Raw genomic sequence first — 17,905 nt, 5'->3', positions numbered from 1 at the left:
TGCGGGCCCGCCCGGCGAGCGGGAGGTGTGCGGGGGTGCGCCCGAGGGCGCGGCCGGTCAGCTCTTCTCGGCTGCCCCGGCTGCGCCGGCCGCTTCGGCGTTCTCGGCGGTGGCGTCCTTGCCGGGCTCGTCCTTCGTGAGCGGGTCCTTCTCGGCGGCGTCCGCCTTCGCGGAGCCGCCCTCGTCGGAGCCGTTCTCGTCGGAGCCGTCCTCGTCGGTGGGGCCGTCCTTCTTCGCGGGGGCGGCGTCCCGGTCGGGCTCGACGATCTCCTCGCGGCCCGGACGGATCTTCGCGGAGATCACGATGTAGACGACAGCGAGGACGAAGACGATGATCGCGGTCCACACGTTCAGGCGGAGGCCGAGGATGTGGTGGGCCTCGTCGACCCGCATGTACTCGATCCAGCCGCGTCCCGCGCAGTAGGCGGCGACGTACAGCGCGAACGCCCGTCCGTGGCCGAGCCGGAAGCGGCGGTCGGCCCAGATGACCAGGAGCGCGACGCCGATGCACCACAGCGACTCGTACAGGAAGGTCGGGTGGTACGTCCCGGCGACCCGGTTCGGGCCCTCGCTGATCTCCAGCGCCCAGGGGAGATCGGTGGGCTTGCCGTACAGCTCCTGGTTGAACCAGTTGCCCCAGCGGCCGATGGCCTGGGCGATGGCGATGCCCGGGGCCAGTGCGTCGGCCCAGGCCGGCAGCGGGATGCCCCGGCGGCGGCAGGCGATCCAGGCCCCGACGGCGCCGAACGCGATGGCGCCCCAGATACCGAGGCCGCCCTCCCAGATCTTGAAGGCGTCGACCCAGTCCTCACCGTCGCTGAAGTACAGCTGGTAGTCGGTGATCACGTGGTAGAGCCGGCCGCCGACGAGGCCGAAGGGCACCGCCCAGACGGCGACGTCGGCCACGGTGCCGGCTTTGCCGCCCCGGGCTACCCAGCGCTTGTTGCCGAACCAGACGGCGACGAAGACACCGATGATGATGCAGAACGCGTAGCCGCGGAGCGGGATCGGGCCGAGCTCGATCACGCCGGTCGACGGACTGGGGATGAAGGCAAGATTCATGGCGAGGTCGACGCTACCTTGCCGGGCGGTGGGTACGGCAAGCTCCCCGGCAACTTCTGGGTAACGGGGACCGCCCTCACGCGGCCCGACGCGTGGGCGGGGCGCGCTCAGGAAGCGGAGCCCGACAACTACTCGGACGGGCCGGCCGGGTCGGACGGGGTGGCGGTGCCCGGCTTCTTGCCCTTGTTGGCCTCGGCGACCCACTTCTTCAGATTCTCCGGGGAGATCTGCTCGTCGCCCTTGCTCGGGAAGACGGACTCCCCGTTGAGCAGCACCGTCGGCGTGCCCTGGAAGCCGCCCTCGCGGAACGCCGTGTCGGACTTCTTCACCCAGCTGTCGTGCTCGCCGTCCTCCACACAGCTGCGGAAGTCCGGTGTGTCGAGCCCCTCGACCTCGCCGGCCAGCTCGATCAGCCGGCTGTTCTTGCCGAAGGCGTCGTCCGGCTCCGGAGGCTGGTTGGCGAAGAGCACGTCGTGATACGGCGCGAACTTGCCGGCGTCCTGGGCACACGCGGCGGCGTTGGCGGCGCGCAGCGACCCGGTGCCGCCGAGATTGCCGTCGATGATCGTGGCCAGGTGGTACTCCACCTTGACCTGGCCGTCGTCCGCCAGCTCCGTGATGGTGTCCCGGAAGGCGGTCTCGAACTGGGCGCAGACGGGGCAGCGGAAGTCCTCCCAGATCGTGAGGGTGGACGGGGCGTCGGCGGCGCCGACCGGCAGGGTCAGGGCGTCCTCGCCAATCGCGCCCGAAGGGGCCACCGCCGGGCCGGAGGCGGTGTCGCCGCCGTCGTCCTTGCCCGCGTTGGCCGCGATCAGGCCGACCACGGCGGCCAGGGCGAGCACCCCGACCACCGCCGAGGCGACGATCAGCGTCCGGCGGCGCTTCTCGCGCCCCTTCTCCCGCTCGCGCTGCTGGGCCAGGCGCTCACGCGCGCTTCTGTTTCCCTCAGGGATCTTGTCGCTCACACCCGGGGAACGAACCGGTGAGGCACCTCCGCGCCTCCCCGGTCCACAATCCACCCATTCGGGTGATTCATGGGCTCAGCGCTTTCGAACGCCCTCGGCCAGTTCGCCCGCCAGGGAGCGGACGGCGGCGAGACCGGCGGCCTCGTCGGGGGCGTCCAGCATGGCCTTGACGAAGGCCGAGCCGACGATGACGCCGTCCGCGAACCCGGCGACCTCGGCGGCCTGTGCCGCGTTGGAGACACCGAGGCCGACGCAGACCGGGAGATCGGTGGTGGCGCGGGTGCGTCCCACCAGATCCTGGGCCTGGGCGCCGACGGAGGCGCGGGTGCCGGTGACGCCCATCAGGGACGCGGCGTAGACGAAGCCGCTCCCGGCCGCCGTGATGGTGGCGAGACGGGCGTCCTGGCTGCTGGGGGCGACGACGAACACGGTCGCGAGGCCGTGCTTGTCGGCGTGCTCGCGCCAGAGCGCGGACTCCTGGACCGGCAGGTCGGGCAGGATGCACCCGGCGCCGCCGGCCTCGGCCAGCTCGGCGGTGAAGCGCTCGACGCCGTAGCGGTCGATGGGGTTCCAGTACGTCATGACCAGGATCGGGACGCCGGTGGCCTCGTGCGCCTCGCGGACCGTACGCATCACGTCGGCGATCCGGACACCGCCGCGCAGGGCGATGTCGTCGGCGGTCTGGATGACCGGCCCGTCCAGGACCGGGTCGCTGTGCGGGAGCCCGATCTCGACGATGTCCGCGCCGCCCGCGATGACGGCCTTGACCGCCTCGATGCCGCCCTCGACGGTCGGGAAGCCCGCCGGGAGGTAGGCGATGAGCGCCGCCCGGTCCGCGGCCCTGGTGGCGGCCAGGGTGGTGTTCAACAGCTCGATGTTGCCGCTCACTTGGCGTCCCCCTCGATCTCGGCGCGGTCGCTGTCGGCGTCCGCCTCGACGGCGGCGTCGGTGTCGTAGAGCCCGAAGTAGCGGGCGGCGGTGTCCATGTCCTTGTCACCGCGGCCGGACAGGTTGATGAGGATCAGCCCGTCCTTGCCGAGCTCCTTGCCGAGGTCCAGGGCACCGGCGAGGGCGTGGGCGCTCTCGATGGCCGGGATGATCCCCTCGGTGCGGGACAGCAGGCGCAGGGCCTGCATGGCCGCGTCGTCGGTGACCGCGCGGTACTCGCCGCGCCCGATGTCCTTGAGGTACGCGTGCTCCGGACCGATGCCGGGGTAGTCCAGTCCCGCCGAGATGGAGTACGGCTCGGTGATCTGGCCCTCGTCGTCCTGGAGGACGTAGGAGCGCGAACCGTGCAGGATGCCGGGCTCCCCCGCGGTGAGGGTCGCCGCGTGCTCGCCGGTCTCCACCCCGTGCCCGGCGGGCTCGCAGCCCACCAGACGGACGTCGGCGTCGGGGATGAAGGCGTGGAAGAGGCCGATGGCGTTGGAGCCGCCGCCGACGCAGGCGACCGCCGCGTCCGGGAGGCGGCCCGCGCGCTCCAGGATCTGGCGGCGGGCCTCGACGCCGATGACGCGGTGGAAGTCGCGGACCATCGCCGGGAAGGGGTGCGGGCCCGCGACCGTACCGAAGAGGTAGTGCGTGCGGTCCACGTTGGCGACCCAGTCGCGGAACGCCTCGTTGATGGCGTCCTTCAGCGTCCGCGAGCCGGACTTCACGGCGACGACCTCGGCGCCGAGCATCCGCATCCGGGCCACGTTCAGCGCCTGGCGCTCGGTGTCGATCTCACCCATGTAGATGGTGCATTCGAGGCCGAAGAGGGCGCAGGCGGTCGCGGTGGCGACGCCGTGCTGGCCGGCTCCGGTCTCGGCGATGACACGGGTCTTGCCCATGCGCTTGGTGAGGAGGGCCTGGCCCAGCACGTTGTTGATCTTGTGCGAGCCGGTGTGGTTCAGGTCCTCGCGCTTGAGGAAGATCCGGGCGCCGCCGGCGTGCTCGGCGAAGCGCGGGACCTCGGTCAGCGCGCTGGGCCTGCCCGTGTAGTCGACCATGAGCTCGTTGAGCTCGGCGGCGAAGGCCGGGTCGGCCTTGGCCTTGTCGTACTCGACGGCGACCTCGTCCACGGCGGCGACGAGCGCCTCCGGGATGAACTTGCCGCCGTACGCGCCGAAATAGCCCTCGGCGCTGGGGATCAGACCCTCGGGGTCCGGAATGAAGAAGTCGGACGACATGCGACGTGCTCCTTGGCATGGCAACGGGTGGTTGACCGGATGCGCGAAGCGGCGAGCGCCACCGGGACCGTTCGCGGTCGCGGCGGTGCGGTCGTACGTACGAGAAGGGGTACTGCGGTACGTCGGCCGGGGCTCGCCTACTGCGCGGACCCCGGGCGCCATCGCATGCCGTTCACCTGGCCGGGCTCGTCGCCGATGACGTACCGGACGCGCCGGCCGTGCACCCGGCGGGCGGGGGCGCGGCAGCCGCGCGGCCTGCACCCGCGCGCCAGCGGGGCGTGCGGATCCCGGGCCGGAGCCCCGGCCGGGGCGAGGCCCGACCGGGTGCGGGGCACGGGACGTCCGGTCATGGTCGCTACGTCCCCGGATCAGCCGCGGCCGTGGCGGAGCGCCGGGTGGGCGCCCGCGGCGACGAGGTCGGCGACGGCGGCGCGCGGGTCGCGGCCGGTGACCAGGGACTCGCCGACCAGGACGGCGTCGGCGCCCGCGTTGGCGTACGCGATCAGGTCGTGCGGGCCCCGGACGCCGGACTCGGCCACCTTGACGATGTGGTCGGGGATCTCGGGGGCGACGCGCTCGAAGGTGGAGCGGTCGACCTTGAGGTCCTTCAGGTTGCGCGCGTTGACACCGATGATCTTGGCTCCGGCGTCCACGGCGCGCTCCGCCTCCTCCTCGTCGTGTGCCTCGACGAGCGGGGTGAGCCCGATCGACTCGGCACGCTCGATCAGGGAGACCAGGGCCTCCTGGTCGAGGGCGGCGACGATCAGCAGGACGAGGTCGGCGCCGTAGGCGCGGGCCTCCCACAGCTGGTACGAGGTGACGATGAAGTCCTTGCGCAGGATCGGGGTGTCGACCTTGGCGCGAACGGCCTCCAGGTCGGCGAGCGAACCGCCGAAGCGGCGCTCCTCGGTGAGTACCGAGATGACGGACGCGCCGCCCGCCTCGTAGTCCGCGGCGAGCGCGGCCGGGTCGGCGATGGCGGCAAGGGCCCCCTTGGAGGGGGACGAGCGCTTGACCTCGCAGATGACGGTCACGCCCTCGCCGCGCAGGGCGGCGACTCCGTCCTTGGCCTGGGGAGCGCGGGCCGCGCGCTCCTTCAGCTCGTCGAGGCTGACGCGCGCCTGCCGCTCCGCGAGGTCGGCGCGAACGCCGTCGATGATCTCGTCGAGCACACTCACGCGAGCGGCCCCCTTCCGAACGGTTGACGGTGAACTGGATCAGCCCTACCGATGGTATCCGCAGGATGCCCCGGGGCTCGCATCCGGCCATGTCGCGTCCCACTTCCTGGTCACTCAGTGGGCCGACCCGGTCGTTCAGGGGGCCAGAGCCGAGCCGAACGGCAGATTCCGGACCACGGTGAAGATCAGCAGGACGGCGCCCACACCCCACCACCAGACGGGTGCCAGACCGATGCGCAGGGGCTGTCCTCGCCAGGCCCGGACCAGCCAGAGGGCCCAGACCGCGGCGAAGAGGAAGTAGCCGACGGTGGCGATCGCGTTGGCTGCGAGCGCCGCGCCGAGGTCTCCGTGGATAAAGGCGTGGGCGCTGCGCAGCCCGCCGCAGCCGGGGCAGAGGACGCCGGTCAGCTTGAGCAGCGGGCAGACCGGGTAGTGGCCGGACTCGTTGGGGTCGACGGTACCGACGTACGCGAAGGCGCCTGCGACGGCGGCGAGGATGCCGATGGGGGTGGCGAGGCGTCGCACCCGCCCTGCCGGGCGGGCCGGCTCGGGAGTGCCCGTCCAGCCTTTCGGGCGTTCAGGGGCGCCCAACCAGCCCGTCCGGCGTTTGAGGACGGAACCGTGGCCCTGGGGGCCGGGCACTTGCGGGGGCCCTTCGCCCGAGGGGCCAGTGCGCTCCGGGCCCACCCCTGCGAGGGTTCCGTCCTCAAACGCCGGACCGGCTGGGGTGGCGAGGGTTCCGTCCGCGAACGCTGGGGCGGCAAGGGACCCGTCCTCCAGCGCCGGACCGGCTGGGGTGGGCCGGGCCATGTCGGGGGTCGGGCAGACCGTCAGCGGCATGTTCCAGGGGCCGGGGCCCTGCTGAGGGGCCGGTTCCGGGTCCGGGGGCTGGGGGGCGGAGGGGGTAGGCGAGGCGTCCACCCGGTGATTGTCCCCCGCCGACGCGAAAAGGCGCAGCCCCGGGTGAGGGCTGCGCCTGTCGGCGTGTCGGTCGCCGGGACGGGCCGGCGTCCGGGTCAGTGGGAGATCTGCGCCCGCCCGGCGCGCTCCCTGGCCTCGACCAGCTCGGCCGACTCCTTCGGCATGCCGAGGCCGGCCACCTTCATGGCGAGGCCCACGAGACCGCCGGCGAAGATGACGGCGATACCGGCCCAGAAGCCGAGCGGGTTGGCCGCGACCATGAAGACGCCTGCGACGCAGAAGCCGATGAAAGCAATGATGACACCGGTCCAGGCGGCCGGGGTGTGTCCGTGGCTCGTGCCCGCCATGAGTTGCTCCTCGTTGGTGTTGCGCCGTGAGTGGCGCTGTACGTGTGGCCGCCGCCCGGGGACGGCTCGGGTTCATTGTCCCGTACGGGACCTGGGGAGGTGAGCGTGGGGTCAGGCCTCGCGCGTCGGGTCCTCGCCGCGGTCCAGGGCCTTCCACAGGTCCTCGGGCCGGTCCGGGTCGGGGGCGGTGGCGGACGCCTTGCCGGGGCGGGGGGTGCCGTCGCGCTCGTACTTTCCGGACATGGCGGGCCAGCGGCTGCCGTAGCGCAGGGCGAGGAGCCCGGCCAGCAGGATCAGCAGGCCGCCGGCGGCGGTGACGTAGGGCCAGGCGGTGTGACCGATGGCGTGGATGGTGGCCGCCGCGTCGCCGGTGGTTCTGGCGGCCTCCTCGTCGAGGGCCGTGCTGTCGGAGCCGCCGGCCCAGGCGCTGAGCGTCGCTCCGAGGCCGCTGAGGGCGAGGAGGGCGGCGACGATCCGGCGGCCGACGCCGCGTACGGCGAAGACGGCGACGAGGGCGGCGAGGCCGACGACGGCCAGGGCGGCCGGGACGCCGGTGACGTCCTGGCCGTCGACGGTCAGCGGGAGGGCGCCGCCGCCGGTGGCCGCGTCGCCCTCGGCCCAGGTCTGCCCGGAGGCGAGGAGGACGACGGTCGCGCCGGCCGCGCCGAGGAGCAGACCGGCCGCGAGACTGCGTCGGCTCCCTGCGGAGTCGGGCGCGGCGCCGGACGCGGAGTCGGCGGTTCGGGCACGGGGCTGGGGTACGGGGACAGCACTCACGCCCTCCACTATCCCCTACCGGTTCAGCGGTCGTGGAGCCGGTTGGCCGTATGGACGGCGCGGAGCACGGCCGCCGCCTTGTTGCGGCACTCGGTGTCCTCGGCGACCGGGTCGGAGTCGGCGACGACCCCGGCTCCGGCCTGCACGTACGCGGTGCCGTCGCGGAGCAGGGCGGTCCGGATGGCGATGGCGGTGTCGGAGTCCCCGGCGAAGTCGAGGTAGCCGACGCAGCCCCCGTACAGGCCGCGGCGGCTCGGTTCCAGCTCCTCGATGATCTGCATGGCGCGGGGCTTGGGGGCGCCGGAGAGGGTGCCCGCGGGGAAGCAGGCGGTGAGCACGTCGAAGGCGGTGCGGTCCTCGGTGACGCGGCCGGTGACGGTGGAGACGATGTGCATTACGTGGGAGTAGCGCTCGATCGACATGAAGTCGACGACCTCGACGCTGCCGGGTTCGCAGACCCGCCCCAGGTCGTTGCGGCCGAGGTCGACGAGCATCAGGTGCTCGGCGCGCTCCTTGGGGTCGGCGAGGAGTTCGTCGGCGAGCGCCTGGTCCTCCTGCGGGGTGGCGCCCCGGTGCCGGGTCCCGGCGATCGGGTGGACCATGGCCCGGCCGTCCTCGACCTTGACGAGCGCCTCGGGGCTGGAGCCGACGACGTCGAACCCGTCGAAGCGGAAGAGGTACATGTACGGGGACGGGTTGGTGGCCCGCAGCACCCGGTAGACGTCCAGGGCGCTCGCCGTGCACGGGGTCTCGAAGCGCTGGGAGGGGACGACCTGGAAGGCCTCGCCCGCCCTGATGCGCTCCTTGATGTCCACGACGGCGTGCCTGTAGGCCTCGCCGCCCCACAGTGCGGTGTACGGCGGCAGCTCGGACGGGGGCAGAACGGCGGGGGCGTTCTCGACCGGGCGGCGCAGGTCCCGCTCCATCGCGTCGAGGCGGGCGACGGCGTCCGCGTGCGCCTCGTCGACGCCGGTGTCGAGGTCGTTGTGGTTGATCGCGTTGGCGATCAGCAGGACGGTGCCGTTCTGATGGTCGAGGACGGCGAGGTCCGAGGTGAGGAGCATGGTCAGTTCGGGCAGCTTCAGGTCGTCGCCGCCGTGCTCGCCGATCTTCTCCAGACGGCGTACGACGTCGTAGCCGAGGTAGCCGACCATGCCGCCGGTGAAGGGGGGAAGGCCCGCGTCGCTCACCAGGTCGCGGGGGGTGTGGAGGGTCTCGACGGTGGCGCGCAGGGCGTCCAGCGGGTCGCCGTCGACCGGGACGCCGACGGGCGGGGTGCCGAGCCAGTGGGCCTCGCCGTCGCGGGCGGTGAGGGTGGCGTCGCTGCGGACGCCGATGAAGGAGTAGCGCGACCAGGTCCGGCCGTTCTCGGCGGACTCCAGGAGGAAGGTGCCGGTGCGTTCGGCGGCGAGCTTGCGGTACAGGCCGACCGGGGTGTCGCCGTCCGCGAGGAGGCGACGGCTGACGGGGACGACGCGCCGGTCGACGGCCAGTTTGCGGAAGGTGTCGAGATCCATGGCCGGTGACCTTACTTCCCGAGAGGCAGGGCGTCGGCGTCGAAGCAGGTGCGGTCGCCGGTGTGGCAGGCGGCGCCGGTCTGGTCGACCTTGACGAGGACGGTGTCGGCGTCGCAGTCCAGGGCGACGGACTTCACGTGCTGGACGTGACCGGAGGTGTCGCCCTTGACCCAGTACTCCTGGCGGCTGCGCGACCAGTAGGTGCAGCGGCCCGTGGTGAGGGTGCGGTGCAGCGCCTCGTCGTCCATCCAGCCGAGCATCAGCACCTCTCCGGTGTCGTACTGCTGGGCGATGGCCGGGACCAGACCGTCGGCGCCGCGCTTGAGGCGGGCGGCGACGGCCGGGTCGAGGCTGCTGGCGGGCGGCGTTGTGCCGGGCGTGCTCGTCATGGGCCCATTGTGCCGTGGCCGCGAGGGCTTTCCGGGACGACGTCCACTGGGCGGAGCAGGGGTGACGGTCGTACGCTGGCGGGCATGTCGACCCATGCGAAGCGTGAACGTCTTCTGCTCGCCGATCTGTTGGAAGCGGCCGGTCCCGAGGCCCTCACCCTGTGCGACGGCTGGAAGACCCGCGATCTGGCCGCCCATGTGGTGGTCCGCGAACGCCGCGCGGACGCGGCGGGCGGGCTGCTGGTGAGCGCGCTGAAGGCCCGGCTGGAACGGGTGCAGGCGGAGTTCGCGGCGAAACCGTACGAGGAACTGATCCAGCTGATCCGCACCGGCCCGCCCCGGTTCTCCCCGATGTCCCTCAAGCAGATCGACGAGGCGGCGAACACCGTGGAGTTCTTCGTCCACGCGGAGGATGTGCGCCGGGCCCAGCCCGACTGGTCGCGCCGCGAGCTGGACCCGGTCTTCTCCGACGTGCTGTGGTCCAGGACCGAGAAGACGGCCCGCCTGCTGGGCCGCAGGTCCCCGGTGGGGCTGGTGCTGCGCCGCCCGGACGGCCAGACGGCGGTCGCCCACAAGGGGACGCCGGTGGTGACGGTGACCGGGGAGCCCGCCGAGCTGCTGCTGTACGCGTTCGGCCGGCAGGACGCGGCGGACGTCGAGGTGGCGGGCGACCAGGCGGCGGTGGAGCGGTTGAGGGCGTCCGAGCTGGGCATGTAGGCCCGGGGGCTCCGGGGGGATCCGGGTCAGCGGGGCAGTTCGGCGCGGCGGAGTGCGGTGAAGGCCAGGCCCATCGCGCCGCCGGCCGCGCACACGGCCGCGCTGACGGCGTAGACCGGCCCGGTGCCCCAGAGGGCGATGGCGGCCCCCGTGACGGGGTAGCTCAGCGGGATGAGCGCGTAGGTGAAGAGCGTCGATACGGAGGTGACCCGGCCCAGGTACGCCGGGTCGGCGGCGGTCTGGACGAGGGCGGCGCACAGTGCACCGGCCAGCCCGATGGAGAGGCCGACGAACGCGGCGGTCGCGGCGGCGAGGGCCACCGAGGGGGCCTGGGCCAGGCCGGCGATGCCCGTCGCGCCGACGAGGACCGTCAGGCACATCACCAGCCCGGCGCGCGGCACCCGGCCCCGGACGGCGAGGAGGAGGGCGGACCCGGCGGCGCCGGAGGCGAATCCGGCGACGATCCAGCCCATGCCGGCCGCGCCCCAGCCGCGCTGCTCGGAGAGCAGGATCAGCCCGAGGTTGAGCGGCCCGACGAAGCCGAGCTCGCTGAGGGCGATGACGAGCATGAGCGGGCCAAGCATGGGGTGGCGGCGGATGTACCGGAGCCCGTCGACGAGGTCCTGCCAGGCGTTCGGTGTCCTCCCGGTGTCCGTCGGCGTCTCCTGCGCCTCGGCCGTCCCGCCCACCGGCGCGGGCAGCGGGCTGATCCGCAGGCGCAGGAGCAGCGGCAGGGAGAGGGCGAAGAGCACTCCGGCGGCGGCGAAGGTGAGCGCGGGGCCGCCCGTGGCCACGGCGACCCCGCCCAGCGGCGCGCCGACGATGGAGGCGCCGCGTGCGGCGAGTCCGCGCAGGCCCTGGATCCGGGCGAGCTGGCCCGCAGGGCTGATCCGGGGCGGCAGGGCTCCGACGGCGGGCAGGAACAGGGCGTCGACCGCGCCGAAGAGCAGGGCGACGGCCACCAGGACGCCCACGGTGGGCGCGGTGAGGACCAGGGTCGCGGCGAGCCCGAGGACGAGCAGCGCACGGGCGGCGTCGCTGCCGATGACGACGCGGCGGGGCCCGAGCCGGTCGGCGAGCACTCCCCCGCCGAGCATGAGAAGCGCCCGGGGTATCGAGCCGGCGGCGAGGACCAGGCCGGTGCCGGAGGCGCTGCCGGTGCGGGCGGCGGCCCAGGCGAGGGCCATGAAGTAGATGCTGTCGCCGATCATCGACGCGGTGTAAGCGCCGAGCCAGCGCTGGACGTTGGGGTCGCGGTGGGCGGGGCGTTCGGGGGCTTCCACGGCGGTGACGGTCATGGGTTCGTCCTTCGGGGCGGAGTGACGCGGGCTCAGGGGCGGAAGGGGAATCCGTACGTGTGCAGGGCGACGCTCTCGCGGCCCTCGGTGTCGCCCGCTTCCTCGCGGGCGCGGCCCGCTTCCTCGTAGCGGTCGATCAGCGCGCCCATCTCCCGGCCGAGGGCTGCCAGTTCCTCCGCGGTGAGGCGCAGGAGGTTCTCCGCGCTCCAGGAGGCGCCACGCCATTCCGCGTCCCAGGTGTGCCGTGCGTCCTGGTGGGCCCGGTAGAGCTCGACGTGCTGGTCGAAGGACATCCGGCCGGCGGCGGCGTAGACGGCCGCCTTGTCCGGCGCGTCGTCGAAGTCCGTGTCGCTGAAGGTCAGCCCTCGGGAGGACGGCTGCCACCAGCGCTCCCGGCCGTCGGTGCCCTGGCCCTCGGCCGGTTCGATCAGTCCGTGGTCGGCGAGCTTGCGCAGGTGGTAGCTGACGAGGGAGACCGCCTCGTCGACCTGGTCGGCGAGCTGGGAGGCGGTGGCGGTGCGCTTGATGTGCAGGGCTCGGTAGAGCTTCAGGCGCAGGGGGTGGCCGATCGCCTTGAGGGTGTCGAGGTCGGAGACGCGGTGTCGCTCTTCACTGGGCATGACTCGACCGTAGATGCACAGGAAAAGTTGCGCAAGATTAATTGCGCAATATTCGTTGCGGAGTTCTCCAGGTGTCGGTTCTTCAGGTGCCGAGCAGCCTCCGCGCCGCCAGGGCGAGCGCGACCTCGACCGCGTCCCGGGGGCGGGTCAGGCAGCGGCCGGTGAGCTGTTCGAAGCGGCGGAGGCGGTTGAGGACGGTGTTGCGGTGGCAGTAGAGCTTCGCGCCCGCCCGCTGCGCCGAGCCGTCCGCGTCCAGCCAGGCGGTGAGGGTCTCCACGATGACGTCGCGGTCGGCGGGGTCCAGCCGGTCCAGCGGGCCCAGCACCCGGTCGGCGAGCGCCCCGGCGAGCGCCGGGGAGGACACCACCAGGGCGTCCGGGAGGTGCTCGTCGAGCAGGACGGTGCCCCCGGACGCGGGGCAGGCGCGCAGCGCGGTCTCCGCCAGCCGCCGGGCGTCGCCGAGGGCGGCCAGGCCCTCGACCGCGGAGCCGATCCCGGCCCGGGCGCCGGCCGGTACGTCCAGCGCGGCGGCCAGCGCGCTCAGTTCGCCGGGCGGGCCCGCCAGCGGCAGGATCGCGAACTCGGCGTCCGGGCCCGGGTGCCAGAGCGCCGGGGCGTCCGGGGCGGCGGCGGGCAGCGTCAGCGGCGGGCGGGCGGCGACCCCCGGACCGCGCGGGGCGGCGGCCACCGCGAGCACGGCGTACCGGCCCTGCTCCGGCAGGCCCAGCATCGCGGCCGCCTCGGCGAGGTCGGCGATCCGGGCGGTCCCGTCCAGCAGGGCGGCGACCATGAGCCGCTGCCGGTTCTCGCGCCGCCAGGACAGCCGCCGCTCGGCCTGCCGGTAGGCGTCCGCGACGATCCCGCAGTGCTCGTCGACGAAATTCCACACGTCGGCGGCGACATGGACGAGCAGCCGTACGTCGTCGGGGTCGCGCCGGGCGGTCTCGTCCACGAGGTCCTGCCAGACCATCGCGCCGCCCATCCGGAAGGCGTGCAGGACGGCGTCGAGCGGCACGCCCTGCTCGGCGCGGATCTCACCGATCCAGCGGGAGGTGCGGTGGGCGGACTCCCGGAACTCCCGGGGCTGGATCAGGGAGCCGACGTTGTGCCGCAGCGAGTGGTGGACCTCCTGCCAGACCTCGGCCCGGCCGGAGTCGATGGCCGCCCGGTAGCCGGGCTCCTGGGCGTACAGGGCCTCGACGAGCCGGTCGGTGAGGGCCGGCAGTGAGGCGACGAGGACCCGGGCGGCCCGGTGCAGCACCTCGACGGCCTCGCGGTCGGCCAGGGACCGGAAGCGGTGCGGCAACGGCGTTGCCGGGGACGGTCCGTGCGGCGCCCCGATCCGCGAACGTACGACCTGTGGCATGGCGGCCTCCACCGGGAATCGACCGGCCGCGCGAGCGGCGGGCCCGGCGCCCGGCCCGGGCGGGGCGCGAGCGCGGCGACACGATCCTGACGCCCGCAGAATGACATACCGCCCAGTCGGTACCTAGGGGTCTGCGCGGAACTCGTCATCACGGTCTCGCAACCTCCGGGCCTTCCGGACCCCTTCTCAGGGCTGTCCCGCGATTCCCGGCGGGCGCACGACGACAGCTACGGCACCTCGCCGCGTTGTCGGAACATCCCCATACATCCAGTATGCGGATGCCCCTCCGCCTTGCGATGCACCGCATCTGACGCCGCGCGCTGATCCACCGGGAATCGCGGGACAGCCCTTAGCCGGCGAGCAGCCGGGCCAGTTCGGTGCGGGAACGGATGCCGAGGGCGGCGAAGACGTTGCGGAGGTGGTGGTCGACCGTGCGGGGGCTGAGCGACAGCCGCAGCGCCACTTCCCTGTTGGTGGCCCCGTCGGCGACGCAGCGGGCGATGCGCAGCTGCTGGGGGGTGAGCGCCGCCAGCGGTCCGTCCGCCGCGTTCCGCGGGGCCCCGACCGGCTCCCCCGCCGCCCGCAGCTCCCCGGCCGCCCGGTCGGCCCAGGCGCGGGCCGAGCAGCACTGGAAGGCGACCAGGGCGTCACGCAGCGGGCCGCGTGCCTCACGGGTGCGCCGACGGCGGCGCAGCCACTGCCCGTACAGCAGTTGGGTACGGGCCCGTTCGAAGTCGCCGCCCGCCCGGCCGTGGTGGGCCAGGGCCTCGGCGTAGCGGGCGTCGGCCTCGTCGGCGGGGGCCAGCAGGGCCCGGCAGCGGGCCAGTTGGGCGGGTGCCCCCGGGTCGGCGGTCCGGGCGGCCCAGGACGCGAACTCGTCGACGGCGGCGTGGAGTTCGCGGGACTCCTCGGGCTGTCGGCCGCCCAGCACGGCGGCCTCGACCCAGCAGGGCACGGCGAGCATCCGGGCGGCGAAGTGGCCCCGTCCGGGGCCGGTCCCGACGAGGGGGGCCAGCCGGGCGGCCGCCTCGCCGGGCCGCCCGGAGGCCAGGTCCGCGCGGGCCCGTGCCCAGGTGGCGAGGGTGACGGCCTGGGCAAGACCGTGCGGCCCCGCCCCGGTCAGCGCGGCGTCGGCGTGCGCGGCGCACGCCTCGGCGGGCCCCTCCACGGAGGCGGCGAGGGCGAGCACGGCGTGCAGATGGGCGGAGCTGTTGGGCTGCCCCGTACGGCGGGCGGCGTGCAGCCCCTCCAGGGCGTGGGCCCGCGCACCGGCGTGGCGCCCGGCCCGCAGTTCGGCGTAGGCGAGGTGTTCGAGGGCCTGGGGCAGCAGCGCGTCGGGGCCCCTGGTCCGTACGGCGGCGAGCGCGCGGGCGCCCGCGCGGCAGGCGGCGGCGACATCCCCGAGGACGAGGGCCGCGACCCCGGCCCGGAGCAGCGCGGCCGGGGCGCCGGAGTCCCCGGCGGGGTCGAGGCAGTGGCGGAGCAGGGCGTGGCCCTCGGCGGTGCGGCCTTCGAGCACGGCGCACATGCCGGCCCGGTAGTGCTCCAAACCCGCTTCCAGCGGGGTGCGGGCGAGACGGTTCATGGCGTCGAGGTAGCCGAGCGCGTCCCCCGCCGACCAGGCGGCCTCGGCCGCGCCGAGGAGGGCGTCGAGGGCCCGGCGGGGATCGCGCGGGCCGAGCAGGGCGGCCGCGGCGAGCAGCGCTTCGTGGGCGTCGGCCGCGGGCCCGGAGCGCAGGGCCAGCATGCCGTGGACGTAGGGGGCGAGGCCCCGCGCGGGCTCGGGGGCCGGCCCCGCAGTGCCGGGCGCCCGGGGTCCGGTCCTGGCCAGCAGGGCCCGGGCCAGGGCCGGGTCGCCCGCGAGCCCCGCCTGCTCGGCCGCCGCGGCGAGGCGGGCCGCCCGCAGCGCCGGTTCGGTGGAGAGCAGGGCGGCGCGGGCCAGGGCGGCGGACCGTTCGGCGTGCGGGTAGGGGGCTCCGGCGGCCGCTTCGAGCCGGGCGGCCAGCGCGGCGTCCGGCCCGGGCGCGGCACAGGCCCGCTGGACGAGGGCGGCGAGCGGGACGGACGGGGGTGCGGTGGCCGGGGCGTCCGGAGGGGACGGGGAGGAGGCGCCCGGGAAGGCCCGGTCGCCGGTCTCCGCCAACAGGGTGGCGAGCAGCTCGTGGGCGGCTCGGCGGTCCGGCCAAGGGGCGTGGTGGAGTACGGCGCGGGCGACGAGGCGGTGGGCGAAGTGGACGCGGCTGCCCGCCCGTTGGAGGAGGCCGTCGGTGGCGGTGGCACCGAACAGGGCCCGGTCCAGGAAGTCCCGGGGCAGTCCGACGCGAGTGCCCGCACGCAGCACGAGCAGGGCGTCCGCCCCGGCGCCGTCCGGCTCGTGCTCCTGGGCCGCGGCGGCGAGCAGGAGCAGGGTGCGGGTCCGGTCCGGGAGGCCGTCGAGCCGTTCGGCGTGGGCGGCGAGCACCGGTTCACCGCCGGGCAGGGGGAAGGGCAGCGGGGTGCGGCCGGCGAGCTGGTCCGGGGTGAGGCGTCCGGCGAGCCCGACGAGCAGGCGCGGGTTTCCGGCCGCCTCACGGAGCAGCTCGGCCCGCACGACCGGGTCGATCCCCTCCGTACCGGCGGCCGAACCGAGGGCCGCACCGGGGGCCGGCCCGAAAGCCGTACCGGGGGCCGGCCCGAGGGCCGTACCGCCAGCCGAACCGGGAGCCGCACCGCAAGCCGTACCGCGAGCCGAACCGGGGGCCGGTCCGAGGGCCGCACCAGGGGCCGGTCCGAGGGCCGTGCCGCCGGTCAGCCGGTCCAGGAGCGCCGAGGCCGCGCCCTCGTCCAGGGGTGCGAGGTGGAGCGTGGGCAGCCCGGCGAAGGCGGTGCCGTCGGCGGCCGAGAGCAGGACGGCGGTCCGGCTGCCCGGGCCCAGCCCGCGGGCCGCGAAGGCGAGGGCGGACCGGGACGCCCGGTCCCAGGCGTGCGCGTCGTCGGCGCAGACCAACAGGGGGTGCCCGGCGCCCGGTTCCCGCAGTCGGCGGGCCAGCGCCTCGGGGGTGATGACCGGGTACGGGGCGGGCGACAGGCCGGTGGTGAGGGACGGGCCGAGCAGGGCGACCGGCCCGCCACCCGGCACGGACCGTCCGGTGGAGGCCGCCGTGGCGTACAGCACGGGCCCCCGGTCGCGGTGTGCGTCGGCGGCGGCGCGCAGCAGCGCCGTACGGCCGAGACCGGGCGGCGCGGCCAGCACGAGCGCACCTCCGTCACCCCGCCACAACAGCTTCAACAGGCTTTCCAGAGTGGCGAGTTCATCGTCCCGGCCGTACAGCCGGAGCGGACTGCGCACGGTCGTCGATGGGGTCACACCGGCACCGTACGGTCGCGTCGGCGAGGGTGGAAGCGCCGCGTCCAGGTACCCGGCGGGGACGGCCCGGTGCGGTGCGCGCTCCCAGCCGGAGCCCTGCCGCGCTGTGCCGGAGCACAGCACGGCAGGGCCGGGGGACGCCGGGACTACGCGGTGTGCGGGCAGTTGCCCCGGTACTCCGCGATGGTCAGGCTCGGCTGCGGGAGCGGGCAGAGGAACTGCTCGTAGCGGGTGTCACTGTCGATGAATCGCTTCAGCCAGGAAATGCTGTACTTCGCGATCGTCGTGTTGGAGCTGTTCGGCGTGAAGTGCGAGGCGCCGCGCAGCTCCAGATACGCCTTGTCCAGGGAGCCGGGCAACGACTCGTAGAACGGCTCGGAGTGCGTGGCGACAGAGGCGACCGTGTCACCGTCCGCACCCACCACGAGGGTCGGCGTACGCAGTTCGGGCCAGGTCTTGTCGGTGTTCCAGCCGGTCAGCGGGATCGCCGCCTTCAGCGAGGTGCGGCTCTTGGCCGCCTCCAGGCTGCCGCCGCCCCCCATCGAGTGGCCCATCACCCCGAGCCGGGAGGCGTCGACCCGGGTCCGCACCGAGCTGCGCTGGGTCAGGTAGTCCAGAGCGGCGAGGAGTTGGCGGCCCCGGCTGTCGGGCTGGTCGAGGGTGGTGTTGGTGTCGATGGTGAAGACCACGAAGCCCTGGGACGCCAGGCGCGGGCCGAGCCAGGCGATGGAGGACTCGTAGGCGGTGAAGCCGGGCGAGATGACGACCGCGCCGAACGTGCCGTCGGCGGTGGAGGTCGGGTAGTGGATGGTGCCGCCGCCGAACCCGCTCACGGCGAGCGAGGAGACGGAGGTCTGCGAGGTGGCGTAGGAGCCGCGGCTCGCCTCGATGGAGGCGTTGGTGGGGGCGGGGCCGCGCTCGTAGGGGTTGTCGGCGGCCTGGGCGCCCGGGACCAGGGCGGTCATCAGGAGACCAGCGGTGGCCGCTGCGGCGGTCAGCAGACCCGCGACCGTACGGGGGCGGAGTGTGGACGTAAGGGGGCGGCTCGGGCGCGGGGGGTGTTGGTGCGAGGGGAGGAGGTGCTGCTGCACGAGGGGGATCCTCTCGGTGGTGGCGGAACCACACCACGCGAGACCCACGAAGCCCGTCGTCCGGGGGCTCGGGGTGCGCCGCGTGGCCGCCGACGTCGTCCGCCGGCGTTCGCCACTCTCACGGTGCGCCCCCTGGACAC

Annotated in this window: 17 protein-coding genes; 1 reads left to right on the top strand and 16 read right to left on the bottom strand. The window is 74.4% G+C overall.

Annotated features, from left to right (window positions below):
* Positions 1-57 precede the first annotated feature (57 nt).
* The 11 genes from lgt to hisI all read right to left on the bottom strand — a co-directional run bounded on the left by lgt (position 58) and on the right by hisI (position 9,327).
* Positions 58-1,062 (bottom strand): prolipoprotein diacylglyceryl transferase, encoded by a 1,005-nt coding sequence (gene lgt, locus ACIQRW_RS12825; protein ID WP_403758237.1) that lies wholly within the window; start codon positions 1,060-1,062, stop codon positions 58-60.
* Between the two features lie 128 nt (positions 1,063-1,190).
* On the bottom strand, positions 1,191-2,027 hold the full coding sequence (locus ACIQRW_RS12820) for a DsbA family protein (protein ID WP_403758234.1): 837 nt from the start codon (positions 2,025-2,027) through the stop codon (positions 1,191-1,193).
* A gap of 75 nt (positions 2,028-2,102) precedes the next feature.
* Positions 2,103-2,915 (bottom strand): tryptophan synthase subunit alpha, encoded by an 813-nt coding sequence (gene trpA / locus ACIQRW_RS12815; RefSeq protein ID WP_403758231.1) that lies wholly within the window; start codon positions 2,913-2,915, stop codon positions 2,103-2,105.
* Complete coding sequence (gene trpB / locus ACIQRW_RS12810) at positions 2,912-4,198, bottom strand: tryptophan synthase subunit beta (RefSeq protein WP_403758228.1); 1,287 nt, start codon at positions 4,196-4,198, stop codon at positions 2,912-2,914. Before trpB ends, trpA begins: the two co-directional genes overlap by 4 nt.
* A gap of 137 nt (positions 4,199-4,335) precedes the next feature.
* Positions 4,336-4,548, bottom strand: a complete 213-nt coding sequence (trpM, locus tag ACIQRW_RS12805; RefSeq protein WP_403758225.1) for a tryptophan biosynthesis modulator TrpM — start codon at positions 4,546-4,548, stop codon at positions 4,336-4,338.
* An 18-nt stretch (positions 4,549-4,566) separates the two neighbouring features.
* A complete protein-coding gene (gene trpC / locus ACIQRW_RS12800; RefSeq protein ID WP_384329974.1) occupies positions 4,567-5,376 on the bottom strand; it encodes an indole-3-glycerol phosphate synthase TrpC in 810 nt (269 codons plus the stop codon).
* 135 nt (positions 5,377-5,511) lie between these two features.
* Positions 5,512-6,018 carry a DUF2752 domain-containing protein gene (locus ACIQRW_RS12795; RefSeq protein ID WP_403758453.1) on the bottom strand — a complete coding sequence of 169 codons (507 nt, stop codon included), beginning with the start codon at positions 6,016-6,018 and terminating at the stop codon, positions 5,512-5,514.
* Positions 6,019-6,392: 374 nt separating this feature from the next.
* The gene (locus ACIQRW_RS12790; protein ID WP_403758222.1) at positions 6,393-6,644 is read right to left on the bottom strand and encodes an HGxxPAAW family protein; all 252 of its coding nucleotides are present in this window, start codon (positions 6,642-6,644) and stop codon (positions 6,393-6,395) included.
* A 111-nt stretch (positions 6,645-6,755) separates the two neighbouring features.
* Positions 6,756-7,430, bottom strand: a complete 675-nt coding sequence (locus tag ACIQRW_RS12785; RefSeq protein WP_403758219.1) for a TIGR02234 family membrane protein — start codon at positions 7,428-7,430, stop codon at positions 6,756-6,758.
* Between the two features lie 14 nt (positions 7,431-7,444).
* Positions 7,445-8,938 carry an anthranilate synthase component I gene (locus tag ACIQRW_RS12780; protein ID WP_403758216.1) on the bottom strand — a complete coding sequence of 498 codons (1,494 nt, stop codon included), beginning with the start codon at positions 8,936-8,938 and terminating at the stop codon, positions 7,445-7,447.
* A gap of 11 nt (positions 8,939-8,949) precedes the next feature.
* A complete protein-coding gene (hisI, locus tag ACIQRW_RS12775; protein ID WP_403758213.1) occupies positions 8,950-9,327 on the bottom strand; it encodes a phosphoribosyl-AMP cyclohydrolase in 378 nt (125 codons plus the stop codon).
* 84 nt (positions 9,328-9,411) lie between these two features.
* On the opposite strand from hisI, the gene ACIQRW_RS12770 reads away from it, so the two are divergent.
* The gene (locus ACIQRW_RS12770) at positions 9,412-10,044 is read left to right on the top strand and encodes a TIGR03085 family metal-binding protein (RefSeq protein ID WP_403758210.1); all 633 of its coding nucleotides are present in this window, start codon (positions 9,412-9,414) and stop codon (positions 10,042-10,044) included.
* A gap of 26 nt (positions 10,045-10,070) precedes the next feature.
* Here the strand turns inward: ACIQRW_RS12770 and ACIQRW_RS12765 are convergent, their stop codons facing one another.
* The 5 genes from ACIQRW_RS12765 to ACIQRW_RS12745 form a co-directional block, all read right to left on the bottom strand.
* The gene (locus ACIQRW_RS12765) at positions 10,071-11,342 is read right to left on the bottom strand and encodes an MFS transporter (protein ID WP_403758207.1); all 1,272 of its coding nucleotides are present in this window, start codon (positions 11,340-11,342) and stop codon (positions 10,071-10,073) included.
* Positions 11,343-11,374: 32 nt separating this feature from the next.
* Positions 11,375-11,962 (bottom strand): ArsR/SmtB family transcription factor, encoded by a 588-nt coding sequence (locus ACIQRW_RS12760; RefSeq protein ID WP_403758204.1) that lies wholly within the window; start codon positions 11,960-11,962, stop codon positions 11,375-11,377.
* 82 nt (positions 11,963-12,044) lie between these two features.
* Positions 12,045-13,328 carry a PucR family transcriptional regulator gene (locus ACIQRW_RS12755; RefSeq protein ID WP_403758201.1) on the bottom strand — a complete coding sequence of 428 codons (1,284 nt, stop codon included), beginning with the start codon at positions 13,326-13,328 and terminating at the stop codon, positions 12,045-12,047.
* 349 nt (positions 13,329-13,677) lie between these two features.
* A complete protein-coding gene (locus ACIQRW_RS12750; protein ID WP_403758198.1) occupies positions 13,678-16,674 on the bottom strand; it encodes a LuxR C-terminal-related transcriptional regulator in 2,997 nt (998 codons plus the stop codon).
* Between the two features lie 146 nt (positions 16,675-16,820).
* On the bottom strand, positions 16,821-17,765 hold the full coding sequence (locus tag ACIQRW_RS12745; RefSeq protein ID WP_403758196.1) for an alpha/beta hydrolase: 945 nt from the start codon (positions 17,763-17,765) through the stop codon (positions 16,821-16,823).
* Positions 17,766-17,905 lie beyond the last annotated feature (140 nt).

This window comes from Streptomyces sp. NPDC091287 (assembly GCF_044768525.1).
Classification (GTDB): Bacteria; Actinomycetota; Actinomycetes; order Streptomycetales; family Streptomycetaceae; genus Streptomyces.
The sequence above is the reverse complement of the archived record's forward strand: the minus strand, read 5'-3'. Positions and strand labels throughout refer to the sequence as shown.